This window comes from Pseudarthrobacter defluvii, from assembly GCF_030323865.1.
In the GTDB taxonomy this organism is placed as follows: domain Bacteria; phylum Actinomycetota; class Actinomycetes; order Actinomycetales; family Micrococcaceae; genus Arthrobacter; species Arthrobacter sedimenti.
This window is the reverse complement of record NZ_CP066362.1, coordinates 1,638,530-1,654,842: the sequence shown is the minus strand read 5'-3', so window position 1 is coordinate 1,654,842 and position 16,313 is coordinate 1,638,530. Positions and strand designations below refer to the sequence as shown.

The window sequence follows — 16,313 nt, the reverse complement described above, 5'->3', positions numbered from 1 at the left end:
CGCCGCCTACTTCAGGAAGTCGGGGACATCCAGGTCATCCGGGTGGTTGCCGGTCAGGTCCGGCTCCACCACGGAAGGCAGGTCGACGTCGAAGCCGGAGTCCGCGGGGACAGCCGAGGGACGCTGCTGGCCCCAGTTGCTGAGTCCCGCGGCGCCAATGCCGGCGTGGAGCGGCTGGACGTTCTGCTGGTGGTTTCCGTTGCCCTGGTGGTTTCCGTTTTGCGGGGCCGAGGCCGGAGCGGCGGCAGGGGCAGCGGGCCGCTGCGGGGCGGCCTGCGGCTGGGACTGGTCCATGGAGGGCGAGGTGGCCTTGACGTCGTCGAACCCTGCCGCGATCACGGTCACGCGTGCTTCATCGCCAAGGGCGTCATCGATAACGGCGCCGAAGATGATGTTGGCTTCGGGGTGGGCCACTTCCTGGACCAGCCGTGCGGCCTCATTGATTTCGAACAGGCCGAGGTCGGAGCCGCCCTGGATGGACAGCAGCACGCCGTGCGCGCCGTCGATGGATGCTTCCAGCAGCGGCGAGGCGATGGCCAGTTCGGCTGCCTTGACTGCGCGGTCCTCGCCGCGGGCGGAGCCGATGCCCATGAGGGCTGAGCCGGCGCCCTGCATAACGGACTTAACGTCCGCGAAGTCGAGGTTGATCAGGCCCGGCGTGGTGATGAGGTCCGTGATGCCCTGGACGCCCGAGAGCAGGACCTGGTCAGCGGAGCGGAACGCGTCAAGGACGGACACATTGCGGTCGCTGATGGACAACAGGCGGTCGTTGGGGATCACGATCAGCGTGTCCACCTCGTCGCGCAGGGCATCGATGCCCGCCTCGGCCGAACCGGCACGGCGGCGGCCCTCGAAGGTGAAGGGGCGGGTGACCACACCGATGGTCAGGGCTCCAAGCGAGCGGGCGATGCGGGCAACGACCGGCGCGCCGCCGGTGCCCGTGCCGCCGCCCTCGCCGGCGGTGACGAAGACCATGTCGGCGCCGCGGAGCACTTCCTCGATTTCGTCCGCGTGGTCCTCGGCGGCCTGCTTGCCCACCTCGGGGTTGGCGCCTGCACCCAGGCCGCGGGTCAGCTCGCGTCCGACGTCGAGCTTCACGTCCGCGTCGCTCATCAGCAAGGCCTGGGCGTCGGTGTTGATGGCGATGAACTCAACACCCCTGAGGCCGACCTCGATCATGCGGTTGACTGCGTTCACGCCACCGCCGCCGATGCCGACGACTTTGATGACGGCCAAGTAATTCTGCGGAGCTGCCACGTTACGTGTCCCTTGTTCGTGTCTTATTGCGAAAACTGATGGTGAGCTTGAAACCCTCAACCCTAACCCTCCACTTGAAGGTTAGAGTTATGTCAAGTAACTCTTGTCTGTGACGGTATTTCCTCTGGAAGACACATTCAATAACCGGGTCCGCGTGTCGGATTAATACCGGGAAAGAAAGCGCTCAGCGCGTCACGGGGTGCCGGGGCACACTGACATCGTAGACCTTGACCGGGTTCTTGGGATCTGCCGGAGCCTTGAGGAGCGCGGCCAGGACCTTGGCTTTGAGTTCCTTCTCCGAAGCGTTGCCCCACACGATGGTCTGGCCGTCCACCAGCTTGAGTTCCACGGCGTCCACGGACTGCGCTGAGGCATTGGACAGCTTGGCCAGCACGTCTGCGGGCAGCGCCCCCAGGACCGCCGCGGTGGCCCGGAACAGGTCCTGGCCAATCGCCCCGGCGCCGCCGTCGATCACGGGAAGGGAGGCCGCCGAGGGATCATCAGTGGTGCCCAACTGCACGCCATCGACGTCGACCAGCTGGTACTGCTCCCCCTGCTTGACCAAAGCCACGGGTACCCGCTCGTGCACGGCGACGGCAAGGGTGGATGGCGGGCGCGCCTCAACGGAAACGGATTTCACCTGGATCAGTGAACCAAGCAGGCCGCGCACGTCGTCGTCGCTGATTTGCGGCAACGGTTTTCCGCGCAGGGGCTCCAGCGCGGCCTGCACCTGCTCCGGGGTGACCAGCCGGGTGCCGGAGACCGAGACGGTCTTGAGGGCAAGGACAGGTGAGTAGACGGCGGCGGCCAGCAGGGCGGCCACCAGCGCAATCACGGTTCCGACGGCGAGCAGGACTTTCTTCCGGCGCCGCCGGCCCTTCGGCTCGGGGAACGCCAGGACGGTTGCCCCGGCCGGTTTCTGCTCCTGCGCCGGCTTCCGGGCGGGTTTCTGTGCCGCCTGCTCCGGAATGCTGCGCGATGCGGTAATCACGTCCCCGCCGGCGCCGCCGGTCGCCTCATTCGGCGTGCCGGTCCCCTGCCCGGGAGCCGGGCGGGTGTTCCGTTTGGGCGGGGCGTAAGTGGGACGCCGGGAGCTAGGCACGCAGCGCCTCCACGATCCGGGGCCCGTAAGCCGTGACGTCGCCCGCGCCAACGGTGAGGACAACGTCCCCTTCCCCTGCCACTCCGGCGAGCGTCTTCACCGCGTCCTCTGCGCTGACCAACCGGCCACCCTCCGTGAGGTGGTCGGCAATGAGCTGGCTGGTGACGCCGGGAATGGGGTCTTCCCTTGCGGGGTAGATGTCCAGGACCAGGGCGGTGTCTGCGAGGTTGAGGGCATCGGCAAACTCTGCGGCGAACTCGCGGGTGCGGGAGAACAGGTGCGGCTGGAACAGGACATGCACCTTGTTGCCCCCTGCCACCGAACGGGCTGCGGTCAGGGCCGCACGGACTTCAGTGGGATGGTGGGCATAGTCGTCAAACACCCGCACCCCCCGCTCCGCGCCCTTCAGCTCGAAGCGGCGGGAGGCACCGGAGAAGCTGGCCAGGCCCTCGGCCGCTGCGGCCGGGTCCACGCCCAGTTCAAGGGCAACGGCAAAGGCGGCAGCGGCGTTCAGGGCGTTGTGCCTGCCGGGAACCTGCAGCGACAGACCGTACCGGGCACCGCCTGTTGCCACCGCAACCTGGCCGGGGCCGCCGTCGTCCAGCCTGATGTCCGCAGCCTCGCCGGTACCGTACAGGACCACCCGCGTGTTGCCCCGCGCCTTGGTCCGGTCCGCGAGGGCCAGGGCGCCGGCATCGTCCGCGCAGGCCACCAGCAGGCCGTCCGCGGGCAGCAGCTCAGTGAAGCGGTCAAAGGACTGGTAAACGGCTTCAGCGGTGCCGTAGTAGTCCAGGTGGTCAGGCTCCACGTTGGTGACGACGGCGATGCGGGGCCGGTAGTTCAGGAAGGAGCCGTCGGACTCGTCTGCCTCGGCGACGAAGATTCCCGAGGCCCCGTGCGCAGCGTTGACGCCAAGCGCGGGAATGTTGGCTCCCACGGCGAAGCTGGGATCCAGGCCCGCTGCCCGCAGCAGGACGGTGATCATCGACGTCGTGGTGGACTTGCCATGCGTTCCGGCCACGGTCACCACAACGTCGTCGCCCATGGTGGCCGCCAGCGCCTGCGAACGGTGCAGCACCGGCAGCCCCGCTTGCCGCGCTGCCGCCAGTTCAGGATTGTCTTCACGGATTGCCGATCCGGCCACGACGGTCTGCGCGTCGCCCAGGTTGCCGGCCGCGTAGCCCACCGCTATGCGCGCTCCGGCAGCGGCGAGGTCCGCCATGACCGGCAGGTCCTTGGCATCGGAGCCGCTGACGGGGACGCCCCGTGCCACCATGATGCGGGCCACGGCGGACATGCCTACTCCCCCGATGCCAATGAAGTGCACCTTTCCAAGGGAGTCCAGGCCGGGCGTGTTGTGGGAGGTCATGCTGATACCGCTTCCAGGACAAGACCAGCCATTCGCTGGTCGGCGTTTCGGATGCCGAGCCGGTAGGACTTGGCTTCCATGGCGGCGAGCCGTGCTTTATCGGTGATCAACGGAAGCAGCTCGCGCTCAACCCATGCAGCCGTGAAGTCGCGGTCAGCCACCAGCAGTGCGCCTCCGGCCGCTACCAGGCCCTTTGCGTTCAGCGCCTGTTCGCCGTTGCCGATGGGCAGGGGTACCAGGACAGCCGGAACCCCCACGGCGGCAACCTCGGACACTGTGGCGGCCCCGGACCGTGCCAGAAGCAGGTCCGCGGCAGCATAGGCAAGTTCCATTCCGTCGATGTACTCCACCTGCCGGTACCCCTTGGCAGTGAGGGGTTGCCCGGCCTGGTCCAGGACGGTTTTGCCGCGGCCGGTGATGTGCAGGGTCTGGACGCCGGCATCGGCAAGCAGGTCCACGGCGGCGGCAATGGTCCGGTTGATGCTCTGCGCCCCGGATGATCCGCCGGTGACAATCAAGGTTGGCTGCTGGGGATCAAGCCCCAGCGCCTCCCGCGCGGCAGTACGGGCGGTCTTCCGGTCAAGGCCGGAGATCTCCTTGCGCATGGGCATCCCCACGTGCGCCGCGTTGCGGAGTGGTGTGCCGTCGAAAGCCACAGCTACCCGTCCGCCAAGGAAGGCTCCCACCCGGTTGGCCAGTCCGGGGCGCGCATTCGCCTCATGGATCACGATGGGCGTGCCGCGCTTCCTCGCCGCCAGGTACATCGGGGTGCAGACGTATCCGCCCACGCCCACCAGCACGTCAGCCTGAGCCCGGTCCAGGATGGCTCCGGCCTGGCGGACCGCGCCGGCCAGCCTTCCGGGCAGCCGGAGCAGGTCCGCGGACGGCTTCCGCGGAAAAGGCACGCGGTCGATCGTGGCAAGGTCCACGCCGGCGGCGGGAACCAGACGGGTTTCCATTCCGGCGGGCGTTCCGACGGCCAGGACGGCGGCATCGGGGGCTTCGCTGCGAATGGCGGCGGCGATTGCGAGCAGGGGGCTGATATGGCCGGCGGTTCCGCCGCCCGCAAGGACGATAGAGGGTTTTGTCGAAGTCATCTGGGGTAGGCACGCTTTCTGGAATTCTTTGGTTGGCTCTTGTCCCGCCCCGGCCGGATCCTGAACTTAAGGATCCGCTTGGGGCGCATGGCCGGGGCCATCTGCTCCCGGGCCAGCGAGAGGACCACCCCCACGGCGCACAGCGACATCAGCAGGGCCGAGCCGCCATAGGAAATAAACGGCAGCGGCACGCCGATGACGGGCATGAGGCCGGTGACCACGGACATGTTCACCGTGGCCTGGCCCAGCAGCCACACCATGATGGTGCCCGCAAGGACCCGGTGGAACATGTCCTCCTGTGCCACCACCACGCGGTAGATCGCAGCGCCGAGGATCGCGAAGAGAACCAGGACGACGACGGTCCCCACCAGGCCAAGTTCCTCGCCGATGATGGCAAAGATGAAGTCGTTGTGGGCTTCGGGAATCCAGCTGTACTTCTGCCGGCTCTGTCCCAGGCCCACTCCCAGCCAGCCCCCTGAGGCAAGGCCATACATGCCGTTGGTGGCCTGGTAGTTGGCGTCGATGCCGTCGGCGCAGGACTGGCCGGTCCACCATGAGGTGATGCGGCACATGCGGTTCGAACTGGTGACCGCCATGACCGCCGTGCCGGCAGCGGCGATAAGGCCCGCGATGCCGAAGAGGTAGAGGGGAACGCCTGCGAAGAAGAGTGCGGCTGCCATGATCATCATGATGATCATGGCAGTGCCCAGGTCGTTCCCCACCAGGATCAGCACGACGATGATGGCCGCCATGGGGACGGCGGGGACCAGCACGTGCTGCCAACGGTTGAGCAGCTTGCCTTTCCTGGCCAGCACCGTGGCAAGCCACAGCGCCAGGGCGAGTTTTGCCGCCTCGGAAGGCTGGAACGTGATGCCGCCCAGGTCAACCCAGTTCCGGTTGCCGTTGATCTCCGTGCCAACCAACTGCACCACGACAAGGAGCACCACGGCCAACCCGACAGCGGGCCACGCGAGCCGCTTCAGCCAGGTGACGTTGATGCGCGACAACACGAACATGGTGAAGATGCCGATGGCGGCGAAGACGCCCTGCTTCAGCGCGTCCCCGTAGGGCGACTTTCCGGCGGCGATCGATTCGACGCTGGAGGCAGAGAGGACCATCATGATCCCGATGGCAGTCAACGCAAGCGTGGCGCCAAGGATGAGGTAGTACGTGGAGCCGTTCCGGGACGTGCCCGTTCCCTCCAGGGCGGCCCAGAAGCGCCGGTACAGAGTGCGCAGTTTCCTGCCTGCAGAGGCTGGCTGCCGGGAGGCGGAAGCAGTGGAGCCAAGGCGCGGCCTGCCGGCCTGGGGCCGGGTGGGCGTACTGGCCATCGTTACTCCTCGCCGGTGTGGGCCTGCCCTTCCACCAGCTCGCGGACAGCGTCGATGAAAGTACCACCACGGTGAGCGTAGGAAGAGAACTGATCCATGGAAGCAGCTGCCGGAGCCATCAGCACGGTGTCCCCGGTCTCGGCGATCCGTGCTGCTGACTCAACGGCCCAGGACATCACCCGTTCTCCCTTTGCGGGGGAACCGCCGGAGGTGCCACCGGACGCGGAAGCAGTCTGCACCCCTTCAGTCTCACCTGCCCCCGGTTCGATCACCGGGACATCGGGCGCGTGTCGCTGGAGGGCTTCCCGGAGGTGGGCGGTGTCCGTCCCGATCAGTACCACGGCCTTGAGGCGCGCGGCGTGGTCCCTTACAAGCTCGTCGTAGCTCACGCCCTTGGACAAGCCACCGGCGATCCAGACAACGTTGCTGAAAGCCGACAGGGATGCTGAAGCTGCGTGCGGATTGGTGGCCTTGGAGTCGTTGACCCAGAGGACGCCATTCATGCGGGCGACCGGCTGGATGCGGTGGTCGCCCGGGACGTAGTCGAGGATGCCCTGGCGGACTGCCTTGGCGTCCACGCCATAGGCGCGCACCAGGCCGGCTGCGGCAAGGGCATTGGCCACCATATGGCGTGGGGCCAGCGGTCCCAGGTCTGCCATGGAGGCCAGTTCAGCCGCGCTGTTCCTGCGCTCCTCGATGAAGGCGCGGTCCACCAGCAGCCCCTCCACCACTCCGAGCATGCTGATTGCCGGCGTGACAGTGGTGAAGCCCACCGCACGGCAGCCTTCCACGACGTCGGCGTTTTCCACCATGCGCTCGGTTTCAATCTGCTCGGCGTTGTAGATGCAGGCCTTCTGGGTCCGCTCGTACACCTTCGCTTTGTCCGCGAGGTAGGAATCATAGGAGCCGTGCCAGTCGACGTGGTCTTCGGCTACGTTCAGGCAGACGCTGGCCACCGGCGAAACGGATTCCGCCCAGTGCAGCTGGAAGCTGGAGAGTTCGACGGCGAAGACGTCGTACTCGACGGGGTCGCGGAGGGCATCCAAGATGGGGGTGCCCACGTTGCCGACGGCGACGGCTTTGAGGCCCGCTGCCCGCAGCATGGATTCGGTCAGTCCCACCGTGGTGGTCTTGCCGTTGGTGCCGGTGATTGCCAGCCAGTCGGCCGTCTTCCGGCCTTCCCTGGTCCGCACCCGCCACGCGAGTTCGACGTCGCCCCACACCGGAATGTGTGCCCGTGCCGCTGCGGCGAGCAGCGCCTGGTCCGGGCGCCATCCCGGCGAGGTCACAATCAGTTCCGGAAGCTCGCCGTCGATGCGCGGGATGTGCGTCACGGCGTCGGGGCCGAGCAGCACGTCGGCGGCGCCCACGATCTTCAGGGTGTCCGCGTGGGCGCGGGCTGTGTCACTGGTGGCGGCGTCGACCACGACGACGCGTGCACCGAGTTCGATCAGGGTGTCCGCAGCGGCGAAACCGGATACCCCGATGCCGGTGACGACGACGCGCAGGCCGGCCCAGTCGGAGTCCCAGGAGACGAGGTTTGCCAGGCGTGGGGAAACGGTCACAGCAGTACAACCCATTCAGCGTAGAAGATGCCCAACCCGACGGCGACGAAGAGTCCGCCCAGGATCCAGAACCGGACCACGACGGTCACTTCGGCCCATCCCTTTAGCTCGAAGTGGTGCTGCAGCGGTGCCATCTTGAACACGCGCTTCCCGCCGGTGGCTTTGAAGTAGCCCACCTGGATGATGACGGACAGGGTGATCAGCACGAAGAGGCCGCCCACGATGCCCAGCAGGAGTTCGGTCCGGGACAGGATGGCGAAACCAGCCACCGCGCCGCCGATGGCCAGCGAACCGGTGTCGCCCATGAAGATCTTGGCCGGCGATGTGTTCCACCAGAGGAACCCCACCAGCGCGGCGCTGAGGATCGCGGCCAGGAGCGCCAGGTCCAGGGGGTCCCTGACCAGGTAGCAGCCGCTGCCGGCCTCCCTGGGGGATCCGCAGGCCTGGTTGCTCTGCCATATGCCCATCAGCGTATAAGCGCCGAAAACCATGATTGACGCACCGGCGGCCAGGCCGTCCAGGCCATCGGTGAGGTTCACGCCGTTCGTGGCCGCGGTGACGATCAGGTTCGACCAGATGACGAAGAGGATGGCACCAAGGACCGTCCCGCCGAAGGCAAGGTCGAGCCAGGGCAGGTCGCGGACCAGGGAGATCTTTGTGGACGCGGGCGTCAGGCCTGCGCCGTTGGGGAAGTTCAGCGCCAGGATGGCGAAGATGATGCCTACGGCGGCCTGGAGGATGAGTTTGGCCTTGGCGTTGAGGCCAAGGCTGCGCTGCCGGGAAATCTTGATGAAGTCGTCCAGGAAGCCCACCAGGCCCATGCCCACCATGAGGAACAACAGGATCAGGGCCGAGGCCGATGGTCCAGGCGAGTCAGGGTTCATCATGAGCATGATGAGATGCGTAAGGCCGTAACTGAGCAGCACGGAGGCCACCACCACGGTTCCGCCCATGGTGGGGGTACCGCGCTTGGTGTGGTGCGATGTGGGCCCGTCGTCACGGATGAACTGGCCGTAGCCGCGACGCACCAGGAGACGGATGAAAAGCGGGGTGCCCACCAGGGAGCACAGCAGGGCCAGGCCTGCGCCGATCAACAGGGCAATCACAGCAGAGTGCTCCTTTCGTCGGCAGGGGTGGAGGTTGGGGGTAATGCTATCCGATCGCCCAAATGGCGAAGTCCCACGCTGTTGGAGGACTTGAACAACACCAGGTCGCCGGACTGGAGCTCGGCGTCCAGGACTTCAAAGGCCTCATCCACCGTCTCGGCAAAGAGGCACTCGTCCCCCCAGGACCCTTCCTGCACGGCCGAAACGTAGAGGGCCCTGGCTTCCCGGCCCACCACCAGCAGCCTGGAGATGTTGAGCCGCACCACCTGGGTGCCGACGGCGGTGTGCTCGCGGATGGAGTCTTCGCCCAGTTCCAGCATGGCACCCAGGACAGCCCAGGTGCGGCGGCCGCGGCCAAGGTCGGCAAGGGTTCGAAGGGCTGCCCGCATGGACTCCGGGTTGGCGTTGTACGCATCGTTGATGATGGTGACGCCGTCCGCCCGCTCCGTGCGCTCCATGCGCCAGCGGCTCGCGGCCGCCTGGTTGCTTAGCGAATCCGCGATGTGGTCTCCGGGTACGCCGGCAGCCCACGCGGCTGCAGCGGCTGCGAGCAGGTTTCCCACGTGGTGCGCACCGATGAGCCGGCTGCTTACATGCCGGGGAGGGGCACCATCCGGAAGTTGGAGGTCGAATTCGGGGCTGCCCCCGGCGTTGGTATCGGAGTTGAGCGCCTGGACCTGCGCGTCCGCCCGTCCTTCTGCGGAAAAGCCGAGGACGGCAGCGGAGGTACGGCTGCGCATGGCGGCCACACGCTCGTCGTCGAGGTTGATGACCGCGGTCCCGCCGGCGGTCAGGCCTTCGACCATCTCACCCTTGGCAAGCGCAATGTTTTCCACTCCCCCGAACTCGCCGGCGTGCGCGGTGCCCACTGCCAGGACCACGCCGATGTCCGGCTTGACCATCTCTGCGAGGTAGCGGATGTGGCCAATGCCGGTGGCCCCCATCTCGATGACCAGGTAGCGGGTATCGGTGCCGGCCCGGAAGACCGTGAGCGGCACGCCCACCTCGCCGTTGTAGGAGCCTTGCGGCGCCACCGTGTTGCCTTGCGTGGCCAGGATTCCGGCCAGGAGGTCCTTGGTGGTGGTCTTGCCGGCTGAGCCGGTAATTCCGACCACTGTCAGCTGGTCTCCTGCTGCCGCACGTGCGGCCCGGATGCGGCGGACGGCTTCGGCGGCAAGGGCGCCCATGGCCAGGACGGCGTCGGCCACCACGATCGACGGGTACGCGTCGCCGTCCGGTGCCGGCACGGGGCGCTCGACGAGCGCCAGCACCGCACCCGCGGCAAAGGCGGCGTCGATGAAGTCATGGCCGTCGGCGTGCTCGCCTGGCTTCGCGACGTAAAGCGAACCCGGGGTGGCTTCGCGTGAATCCGTCACCACCGAGAGGGGCGTAAGTCCGGGATCGGCGTCCAGGCGCCCGTTGGTGATTTCGGCGATTTCCGCCGCAGTAAATGCAATCATCTCGGTCTAGGACTCTATCCGGTCGTCATGGAGAACGTTGAATCCCCTGGCTGTCAAGGCGTTGCGCAGTTCCACCCTGTCGTCCAGGGCGAGATTGACGCCCTTCACTTCCTGCCAGACCTCGTGCCCCCGGCCGGCCACCAGGATGGTGTCCTGTGGGCGCGCCAGGGACACGGCGTGGTGGATGGCTTCGTCGCGGGGGAAGACCTCCAGCAGCTCGGCCCCCAATGACCCGCTGTCCAGGGCTTCGCGTGCCCCGGCCATCACGTCGGAGCGGATCGCTGCCGCGTCCTCGTCGTGGGGGTCGTCGTCGGTGATGATCACGGTGTCGGCAAGCCGGGCCGCGATGGCACCCATTGCGGGTCGTTTGCCCTGGTCCCGCTGTCCGGTGGCACCGAACACCACGATCAGCCGGGAGTCCGGTTGGGGCGGGCGGACTGCTTCCAGGGCCCGGGCCAGGGCGTCGGTGTTGTGGGCGAAGTCCACCACGGCGGCGGGCTGCTCGGCGATCAGCTGCATGCGTCCGGGCACGGCCACCGTGAAGGGGTCGGCACTGTCCAGGGCGGCCTGCAGGTCGGCCAGGTCCACGCCGGAGGCGAGGACCATCAGCGCAGCCAGGGCAGCGTTGGCAACGTTGAAGCTTCCGGGCAAACCTGTGTGGATTTTCAGGGTGGCGCCAGCGGGACCGGCAAGGGTGAAGTCGGTACCCAGCCCCCGTGGCGCCGTCGCTGCCATCGTCCAGTCCGCCTGGTTGCTGCCGTCCGTGCTGAGCGTGGTGACCGGCACCCGGGTGCTGCCGGCCAGCCGGCGTCCCCACTCGTCGTCGACCGTCACCACCGCCCGGCGCGCGCGCCCGGGCGTGAAGAGTTCCGCCTTGGTGGCGAAGTACTCCTCCATGGTGTTGTGCAGGTCCAGGTGGTCCTGGGTGAGGTTGGTGAAACCCGCGACGTCGAAGAGCAGGCCGTCGACGCGCTGGTAGGAGATGGCGTGGGAGGAGACCTCCATGGCGGCGGCGTCAAGCCCGCGTTCGCGCATGAGCGCCACGAGCCCGTGGACCTCGGTGGATTCCGGCGTGGTCAGGAGGCTGGGGATCGGCTTCCCGCCGGCCAGGATCTCGATGGTTCCGATCAGACCGGTCTTCTGCCGCAGGGCACGCAGCAGGGAGGTGATGAAGTAGGTGGTGGTGGTCTTCCCGTTGGTTCCGGTGACACCGAACAGCCGCAGTGGCTGCCCGTCATCGGCCTGGCTGCGGTAAATCATGGCGGAAAGCGGTCCCACCTCGTTGCGGGGATTCCCGACGACGAGCACCGGGACCGGTGTGTCCGCGGACAGGGCGAGCAGCCGTGCCCCGGCGTCGTCGGTGAGGACGGCCACTGCCCCTGCACCGATGGCGTCGGAGGCGAAGTCCGCCCCGTGCCTGGTGGCTCCGGGGAGCGCCACGTACAGGTCGCCAGGCTCCACAGTGCGCGAGTTGAGCGATATGCCGGTGATCTCCGCGTCAGCGGCAGGTTCGGGCACGGCTACGCCAAGGGCCTGCCCGACGGCGGCCAGCGGGACGGCAGCTACGGCTGCGGGCCGGAAGCGGCCTGGACTTTCGTCCCGGCCAGCGTCGCTGCCGGGCGTGGTGAACTCTGACAAGGGGATCTCCGATGGTGCTAGTGCGTGCCCGGCATGGTTCGCCCCGGGCACTGTGATGCGCTGGATGCTGCTGGTACTTCCGGCCCCGCGCGGCGGCTATTTGGCGTACTGGGGCATCCTGGCCGGCGTACCGGTTGAAGGCTGGACGTTGTAGGTCCGCAGCGCCTGGCTCATGACGGACCGGAACACCGGCCCGTTGGTGATGCCGTAGATGCTGCCCTTCGGCCGCTGGAGCACCACCTCCACAATAAACCGCGGATCATCCATCGGCGCCATTCCCACGATGGAGGCCGTGTAGCCGCAGTAGCCCGACTTGCCGTCGTCGCATGGCGACTCGGACGTGCCGGTCTTGGCTCCCACCCGGTAACCGTCGATCCCGGCGTCCTTGATTTCGCCCTCGGTGACGGCGCTTTCCAGGATATCCTTGACCTGCTGGGCCGTACTGCCGGAGACAACCTGCCGCGACGGCTGGGCCGGCACCTTCTCCTCGGTGCCGTCAGGCGAAATGTAGGAATCGATCAGCCGTGGCTGCAGCATGACGCCGTTGTTGGCGATGCTTTGGTAGGCACGGACGGTCTGCAGCGTGGACTGGGAAACGCCCTGCCCGAACAGCACGGTGTACTGCTGGCGTCCATCCCACTGGTCCGGCGGTGTGAGGATGCCCGAAGCGGTCGCCGGCAGTCCGATGTCCGGCGCCTCGCCAATGCCGAACTTCTTCAGCCAGTCATACCGCTGTTCCTTGCTGAGCCGCTGGCCGGCCATGACAGTTCCGGTGTTCATGGAGTACCCGATGATGCCCGCAAGCGTCCGTTCCTCGGTTCCGTGGGTGAACGCGTCGCTGAACGTCTGGCCATCAACCGTGTAGGTGGGCGGGATAGTGAAGGTGTCCAGCGGTTTTGCAAGTCCCTCGTCGATCACAGCTGCCGCAGTCATCATCTTCTCCACGGAGCCGGGCTCGTAGGCTGCGGTCACGGAGCGGACACCGCGGTCCTTGGCAGCCACGAGTCCGGGGTTGTTCGGGTCCGGTGAGTTCGTGTCTGCCAAGGCCAGGAGGTTCCCGGTCTTGGCGTCCATCACGATGATGACGCCCCATTCGGCGCTGAGCTTGTCCGCCTGGCTCTGGATGGCCTGCTGGGCAAAGTACTGAAGATCGGAGTTGAGCGTGAGCTTGACGTCCTTGCCGTTCTGGGGCGGGGTCAGCTCGTCAAGGCCCACCGGAATGCGCAAGCCATCGGCGCCAATCTCGAACAGGCGCTTGCCGTCCTTGCCCTTGAGTTGGTCGTCCTGGGTTTGCTCAATACCGGCCAGGCCGGTGGTGCCGTCCTGGAGGAAACCCACCACTCCCCCGGCCACGGCACCGTTCGGGTAGACGCGCTTGCTCACGCCCTCGGCAACGATGCCGGGCACCTGGAGTTTGGAGATGCGGTCCTCGACGTCAGGCTTCACGTCCTTGGCCACGATGTAGTAGGGCTGCTGGCCGGTGACGGCATCCCGGACAGCATTCGTGTCCATGCCAAGGGCGGCCGCAAGCTCGGAAATTGCCTGGTCGCGGCTGACGTCCACCAGCTTTTCATGGCCGTCCGTCTGGTCCAGCCGCTTGTAGGATTCCGTCTTGGTGTTGACCCGCTGGTCCACCACGATGTTGTAGCGGATCACGCTGTTGGCCAGGACGGTGCCGCGGGAGTCCAGGATGCTGCCACGCTCCGCAGGCAGGATGGCGGAGGTCATCCGGCTGTTCAACGCCGCTTCAGCCATGCCCCCGACGTCCAGCCCCTGGACCAGGAAAAGCTTCCCGCCCACCACCAGCAGGAGCGTGAGCATGACGCCCAGTCCCAGTCGCAAGCGTTTCGTGGCGTTGGGTGCCTTGCCTTGTCCTGCCTTGCCGGTCTTCTCCGCCACCGTGATATTCCTTGCTGCTCGACGCTGCTGCCTGACCTGCCCCTTGGCCTAGTGTCCGGGGACCTTCTGCTGGGGCGCCGGAACGGAGCCGCCGTGAAGCGCGGGTGCCGGAGCCGCCGCAGCAGCCTTGGCGGCGGCTGCCGCCTGGGCTGCGGCTGCCGGCTGGGCCACATTGGCCGGTGCCGTGCCCGTAGCTGGGGCCGGGCCTGCCGACGGAGCGGGGGCCGCTTTGCCCGCGTCCGGCGTCGTGGCCTTGTCCGCTGTTGCACCCGTGGGAGCCGGTGGAACAATGAGCTGCCCGGCCACGGCCGGCGCCGGAATCACCGCTCCTCCTGCCGCACCCTTGACTGCAGGGGTGGCTTTTCCGGTGACTGAGAGGGTGGACAGGTCAATCTGGCCCTTCACCGTGGAGGCCACCATGCCAAGCTCGGTGGCTTTGGCCGCCAGGTTCTGCGGGGCCTCGTAGTTCTGCACCTGCTGGGTGAGGTCCTGGTTCGTCTTGGTCAATGAGCTCTGCTTGGCGCGCAGCTCCACCAGCTGGTACTGGGCGGTGGATACAGAGATGTTCAGGACCAGTACAGCGACCAAGGCGACGGCGAGCATGGCAAAGCAGAGCACGACGAAGGGGGCCCGGCGCCTTTTGGGCGCCGTGCGGACCACGGAAAGCGGTGTACGCCCCTTCCGGCCGCCGCCGGGTTCACCTGCAGGCTTGGCATCTGCCGCCGAACTACCGGAAACGATGGGAAAGTTCTTGACGGCGGCGGTGCTCATGCAGCTCTCCTGGCTCTGATTCGTTCTGCCGCGCGGAGCCTGGCGGAGGCAGCGCGCGGGTTTTCAGCAATTTCGACGGCGGTAGGCACCTCAGTGCCTTTGGTCAGGGTCTTAAGTTCAGGCTTGTGTTCTTCCAGCTCGACGGGGAAGCCAAGCGGAGCTGAAGACTTGGAACGGGCCTGGAGGACACCCTTGACGATCTTGTCCTCCAGGGAGTGGTAGGACATGATCACGATGCGCCCGCCCAGAGCCAGTGAGTCGACGGCGGCGGGGACGGCCCGTTCCAGGACGTCGAGTTCTTCGTTGACCTCGATCCGCAGGGCCTGGAAAGTCCGCTTGGCAGGGTGTCCGCCGGACTTCGCCGCAGAGGCGGGAACCACGGACCGGATCTGCTCGACGAGCTCGCCGGTGGTGGTGAACTCCTTCACCGCACGTGCTGCAACGATCCTGTTGGCGATCCGTCCGGCGAACTTCTCCTCGCCCCACTTGCGGATGATCCGGACCAGGTCCGCTTCGCTGTAGGTATTGACCACATCCGCTGCCGTTTGGCCGCGGCTGGTGTCCATCCGCATGTCCAGCGGGGCGTCGAACGAGTAGGCGAAGCCGCGCTCCCGTTCATCGAGCTGCAGCGAAGAGACACCAAGGTCCATCAGGATGCCGTGCACTTCGGCCACGCCGAGGTCTGCCAGAACGTCCTGGATTTCGTCGTAGACCGCGTGGACCAGGTCGGTCCGGGCGGCGAAAGGAGCCAGCCGCTCCCCCGCGAGGGCCAGCGCTTCCTCGTCACGGTCGATGCCGATGAGGTGGAGGTCGGGGAACCTCTGGAGCATGGCCTCCGAGTGGCCGCCCATCCCCAGGGTTGCGTCTACGGCGATGGGGGTTTCGCCGCGGAGCCTCGCCGCTTCGAACCCCGGTGCCAACAAATTGATGCACCGGTCGCGGAGGACCGGCACATGGCGTTCGGACGTGGGCTTGGGTTGATCGGTCATGCCTGGTCCTTTCCCGCCGTCGTTGTCACCTGCTGCTTCTGGGACCAGATCCCCATCCGCGCCTACCGTTCCGCCCGCCTGGCTCCGGGGAAGGTGAGCCAGGTTGGCAGCCGGTGGGCCGGCTGGAGATCTCATCCAAGAAACCACCTGCTGCCCCGCTCCGGGATTCAGAGAATGCCTGGAATGGGATCGTCAGTTTCGGAAAAGGCCGTCTCCTTCTCCGCGAGGTACTCATTCCAAGCCTGGGCGTCCCAGATCTCGGCGCGGGTACCGGCGCCGATGACGGCAAGTTCCCTTCCGAGTCCTGCATACTCCCGGAGCGCCGGTGGAATGGTCACGCGCCCCTGCTTGTCAGGTACCTCGTCAGAGGCTCCAGAGAGAAATACGCGGATGTAGTCACGTGCCTGCTTGGAGGAAATTGGCGCCTCCCGCATTTGCTCGTGAACCCGTGCAAATTCCTTCTCACTGAAGACGTAGATGCAACGTTCCTGGCCCCTTGTGAGCACCAGGCCGCTGGCAAGCTCCTCGCGGAACTTAGCGGGGAGAATGATCCGCCCCTTTTCATCCAGACGCGGCGAGTGAGTGCCCAGAAACACTGGCCCACCGCCTGTCCGCTGTCAGGAACTGCACATCCCCTATGTTGCAACCACCCTCTTATGTCCTCCACATTACTCCACTTTCCACCACAGTCAACGCAAAACGGCTCCTGCGGCGCTGTAATTATGGGAT

At 66.7% G+C, this 16,313-nt stretch carries 13 protein-coding genes; all 13 read right to left on the bottom strand.

Annotated elements, in window-relative coordinates; all coding sequences use genetic code 11:
- Positions 1–6 precede the first annotated feature (6 nt).
- Positions 7–1,257: a cell division protein FtsZ gene (gene ftsZ, locus JCQ34_RS07600; protein WP_142134327.1), complete on the bottom strand. Its 1,251-nt coding sequence runs from the start codon at positions 1,255–1,257 to the stop codon at positions 7–9.
- A 184-nt stretch (positions 1,258–1,441) separates the two neighbouring features.
- Complete coding sequence (locus tag JCQ34_RS07595) at positions 1,442–2,359, bottom strand: cell division protein FtsQ/DivIB (protein WP_286403348.1); 918 nt, start codon at positions 2,357–2,359, stop codon at positions 1,442–1,444.
- On the bottom strand, positions 2,352–3,728 hold the full coding sequence (gene murC / locus JCQ34_RS07590; RefSeq protein ID WP_286403346.1) for a UDP-N-acetylmuramate--L-alanine ligase: 1,377 nt from the start codon (positions 3,726–3,728) through the stop codon (positions 2,352–2,354). Before murC ends, JCQ34_RS07595 begins: the two co-directional genes overlap by 8 nt.
- Positions 3,725–4,825, bottom strand: a complete 1,101-nt coding sequence (gene murG / locus JCQ34_RS07585) for an undecaprenyldiphospho-muramoylpentapeptide beta-N-acetylglucosaminyltransferase (RefSeq protein ID WP_286403344.1) — start codon at positions 4,823–4,825, stop codon at positions 3,725–3,727. The genes murC and murG overlap by 4 nt, the downstream gene beginning before the upstream one ends.
- Positions 4,822–6,156, bottom strand: coding sequence for a putative lipid II flippase FtsW (gene ftsW / locus JCQ34_RS07580; RefSeq protein ID WP_286403343.1), 1,335 nt, complete (start codon positions 6,154–6,156; stop codon positions 4,822–4,824). The genes murG and ftsW overlap by 4 nt, the downstream gene beginning before the upstream one ends.
- A 2-nt stretch (positions 6,157–6,158) precedes the next feature.
- A complete protein-coding gene (murD, locus tag JCQ34_RS07575) occupies positions 6,159–7,736 on the bottom strand; it encodes a UDP-N-acetylmuramoyl-L-alanine--D-glutamate ligase (protein WP_286403342.1) in 1,578 nt (525 codons plus the stop codon).
- On the bottom strand, positions 7,718–8,827 hold the full coding sequence (mraY, locus tag JCQ34_RS07570) for a phospho-N-acetylmuramoyl-pentapeptide-transferase (protein ID WP_142134337.1): 1,110 nt from the start codon (positions 8,825–8,827) through the stop codon (positions 7,718–7,720). Before mraY ends, murD begins: the two co-directional genes overlap by 19 nt.
- A complete protein-coding gene (locus tag JCQ34_RS07565; protein ID WP_286403340.1) occupies positions 8,824–10,287 on the bottom strand; it encodes a UDP-N-acetylmuramoyl-tripeptide--D-alanyl-D-alanine ligase in 1,464 nt (487 codons plus the stop codon). The genes mraY and JCQ34_RS07565 overlap by 4 nt, the downstream gene beginning before the upstream one ends.
- 6 nt (positions 10,288–10,293) lie before the next feature.
- Positions 10,294–11,925: a UDP-N-acetylmuramoyl-L-alanyl-D-glutamate--2,6-diaminopimelate ligase gene (locus JCQ34_RS07560; protein WP_286403338.1), complete on the bottom strand. Its 1,632-nt coding sequence runs from the start codon at positions 11,923–11,925 to the stop codon at positions 10,294–10,296.
- A 96-nt stretch (positions 11,926–12,021) separates the two neighbouring features.
- The gene (locus JCQ34_RS07555; RefSeq protein ID WP_286403337.1) at positions 12,022–13,824 is read right to left on the bottom strand and encodes a peptidoglycan D,D-transpeptidase FtsI family protein; all 1,803 of its coding nucleotides are present in this window, start codon (positions 13,822–13,824) and stop codon (positions 12,022–12,024) included.
- Positions 13,825–13,872: 48 nt separating this feature from the next.
- Entirely contained in the window at positions 13,873–14,595 is a 723-nt protein-coding gene (locus JCQ34_RS07550; protein WP_286403335.1) for a hypothetical protein, read from the bottom strand.
- Positions 14,592–15,584 carry a 16S rRNA (cytosine(1402)-N(4))-methyltransferase RsmH gene (gene rsmH, locus JCQ34_RS07545; RefSeq protein WP_142134347.1) on the bottom strand — a complete coding sequence of 331 codons (993 nt, stop codon included), beginning with the start codon at positions 15,582–15,584 and terminating at the stop codon, positions 14,592–14,594. Before rsmH ends, JCQ34_RS07550 begins: the two co-directional genes overlap by 4 nt.
- A 167-nt stretch (positions 15,585–15,751) precedes the next feature.
- Complete coding sequence (gene mraZ / locus JCQ34_RS07540; protein ID WP_018763545.1) at positions 15,752–16,180, bottom strand: division/cell wall cluster transcriptional repressor MraZ; 429 nt, start codon at positions 16,178–16,180, stop codon at positions 15,752–15,754.
- Between the last annotated feature and the right edge of the window lie 133 nt (positions 16,181–16,313).

What these genes read in the sequence shown, in the direction of transcription:
- murC (WP_286403346.1), bottom strand. Translation starts at nt 3,728, where the DNA reads ATGACCTCCCACAACACGCCCGGCCTGGACTCCCTTGGAAAGGTGCAC.
- murG (WP_286403344.1), bottom strand. Translation starts at nt 4,825, where the DNA reads ATGACTTCGACAAAACCCTCTATCGTCCTTGCGGGCGGCGGAACCGCC.
- ftsW (WP_286403343.1), bottom strand. Translation starts at nt 6,156, where the DNA reads ATGGCCAGTACGCCCACCCGGCCCCAGGCCGGCAGGCCGCGCCTTGGC.
- murD (WP_286403342.1), bottom strand. Translation starts at nt 7,736, where the DNA reads ATGGGTTGTACTGCTGTGACCGTTTCCCCACGCCTGGCAAACCTCGTC.
- JCQ34_RS07565 (WP_286403340.1), bottom strand. Translation starts at nt 10,287, where the DNA reads ATGATTGCATTTACTGCGGCGGAAATCGCCGAAATCACCAACGGGCGC.
- JCQ34_RS07550 (WP_286403335.1), bottom strand. Translation starts at nt 14,595, where the DNA reads ATGAGCACCGCCGCCGTCAAGAACTTTCCCATCGTTTCCGGTAGTTCG.
- rsmH (WP_142134347.1), bottom strand. Translation starts at nt 15,584, where the DNA reads ATGACCGATCAACCCAAGCCCACGTCCGAACGCCATGTGCCGGTCCTC.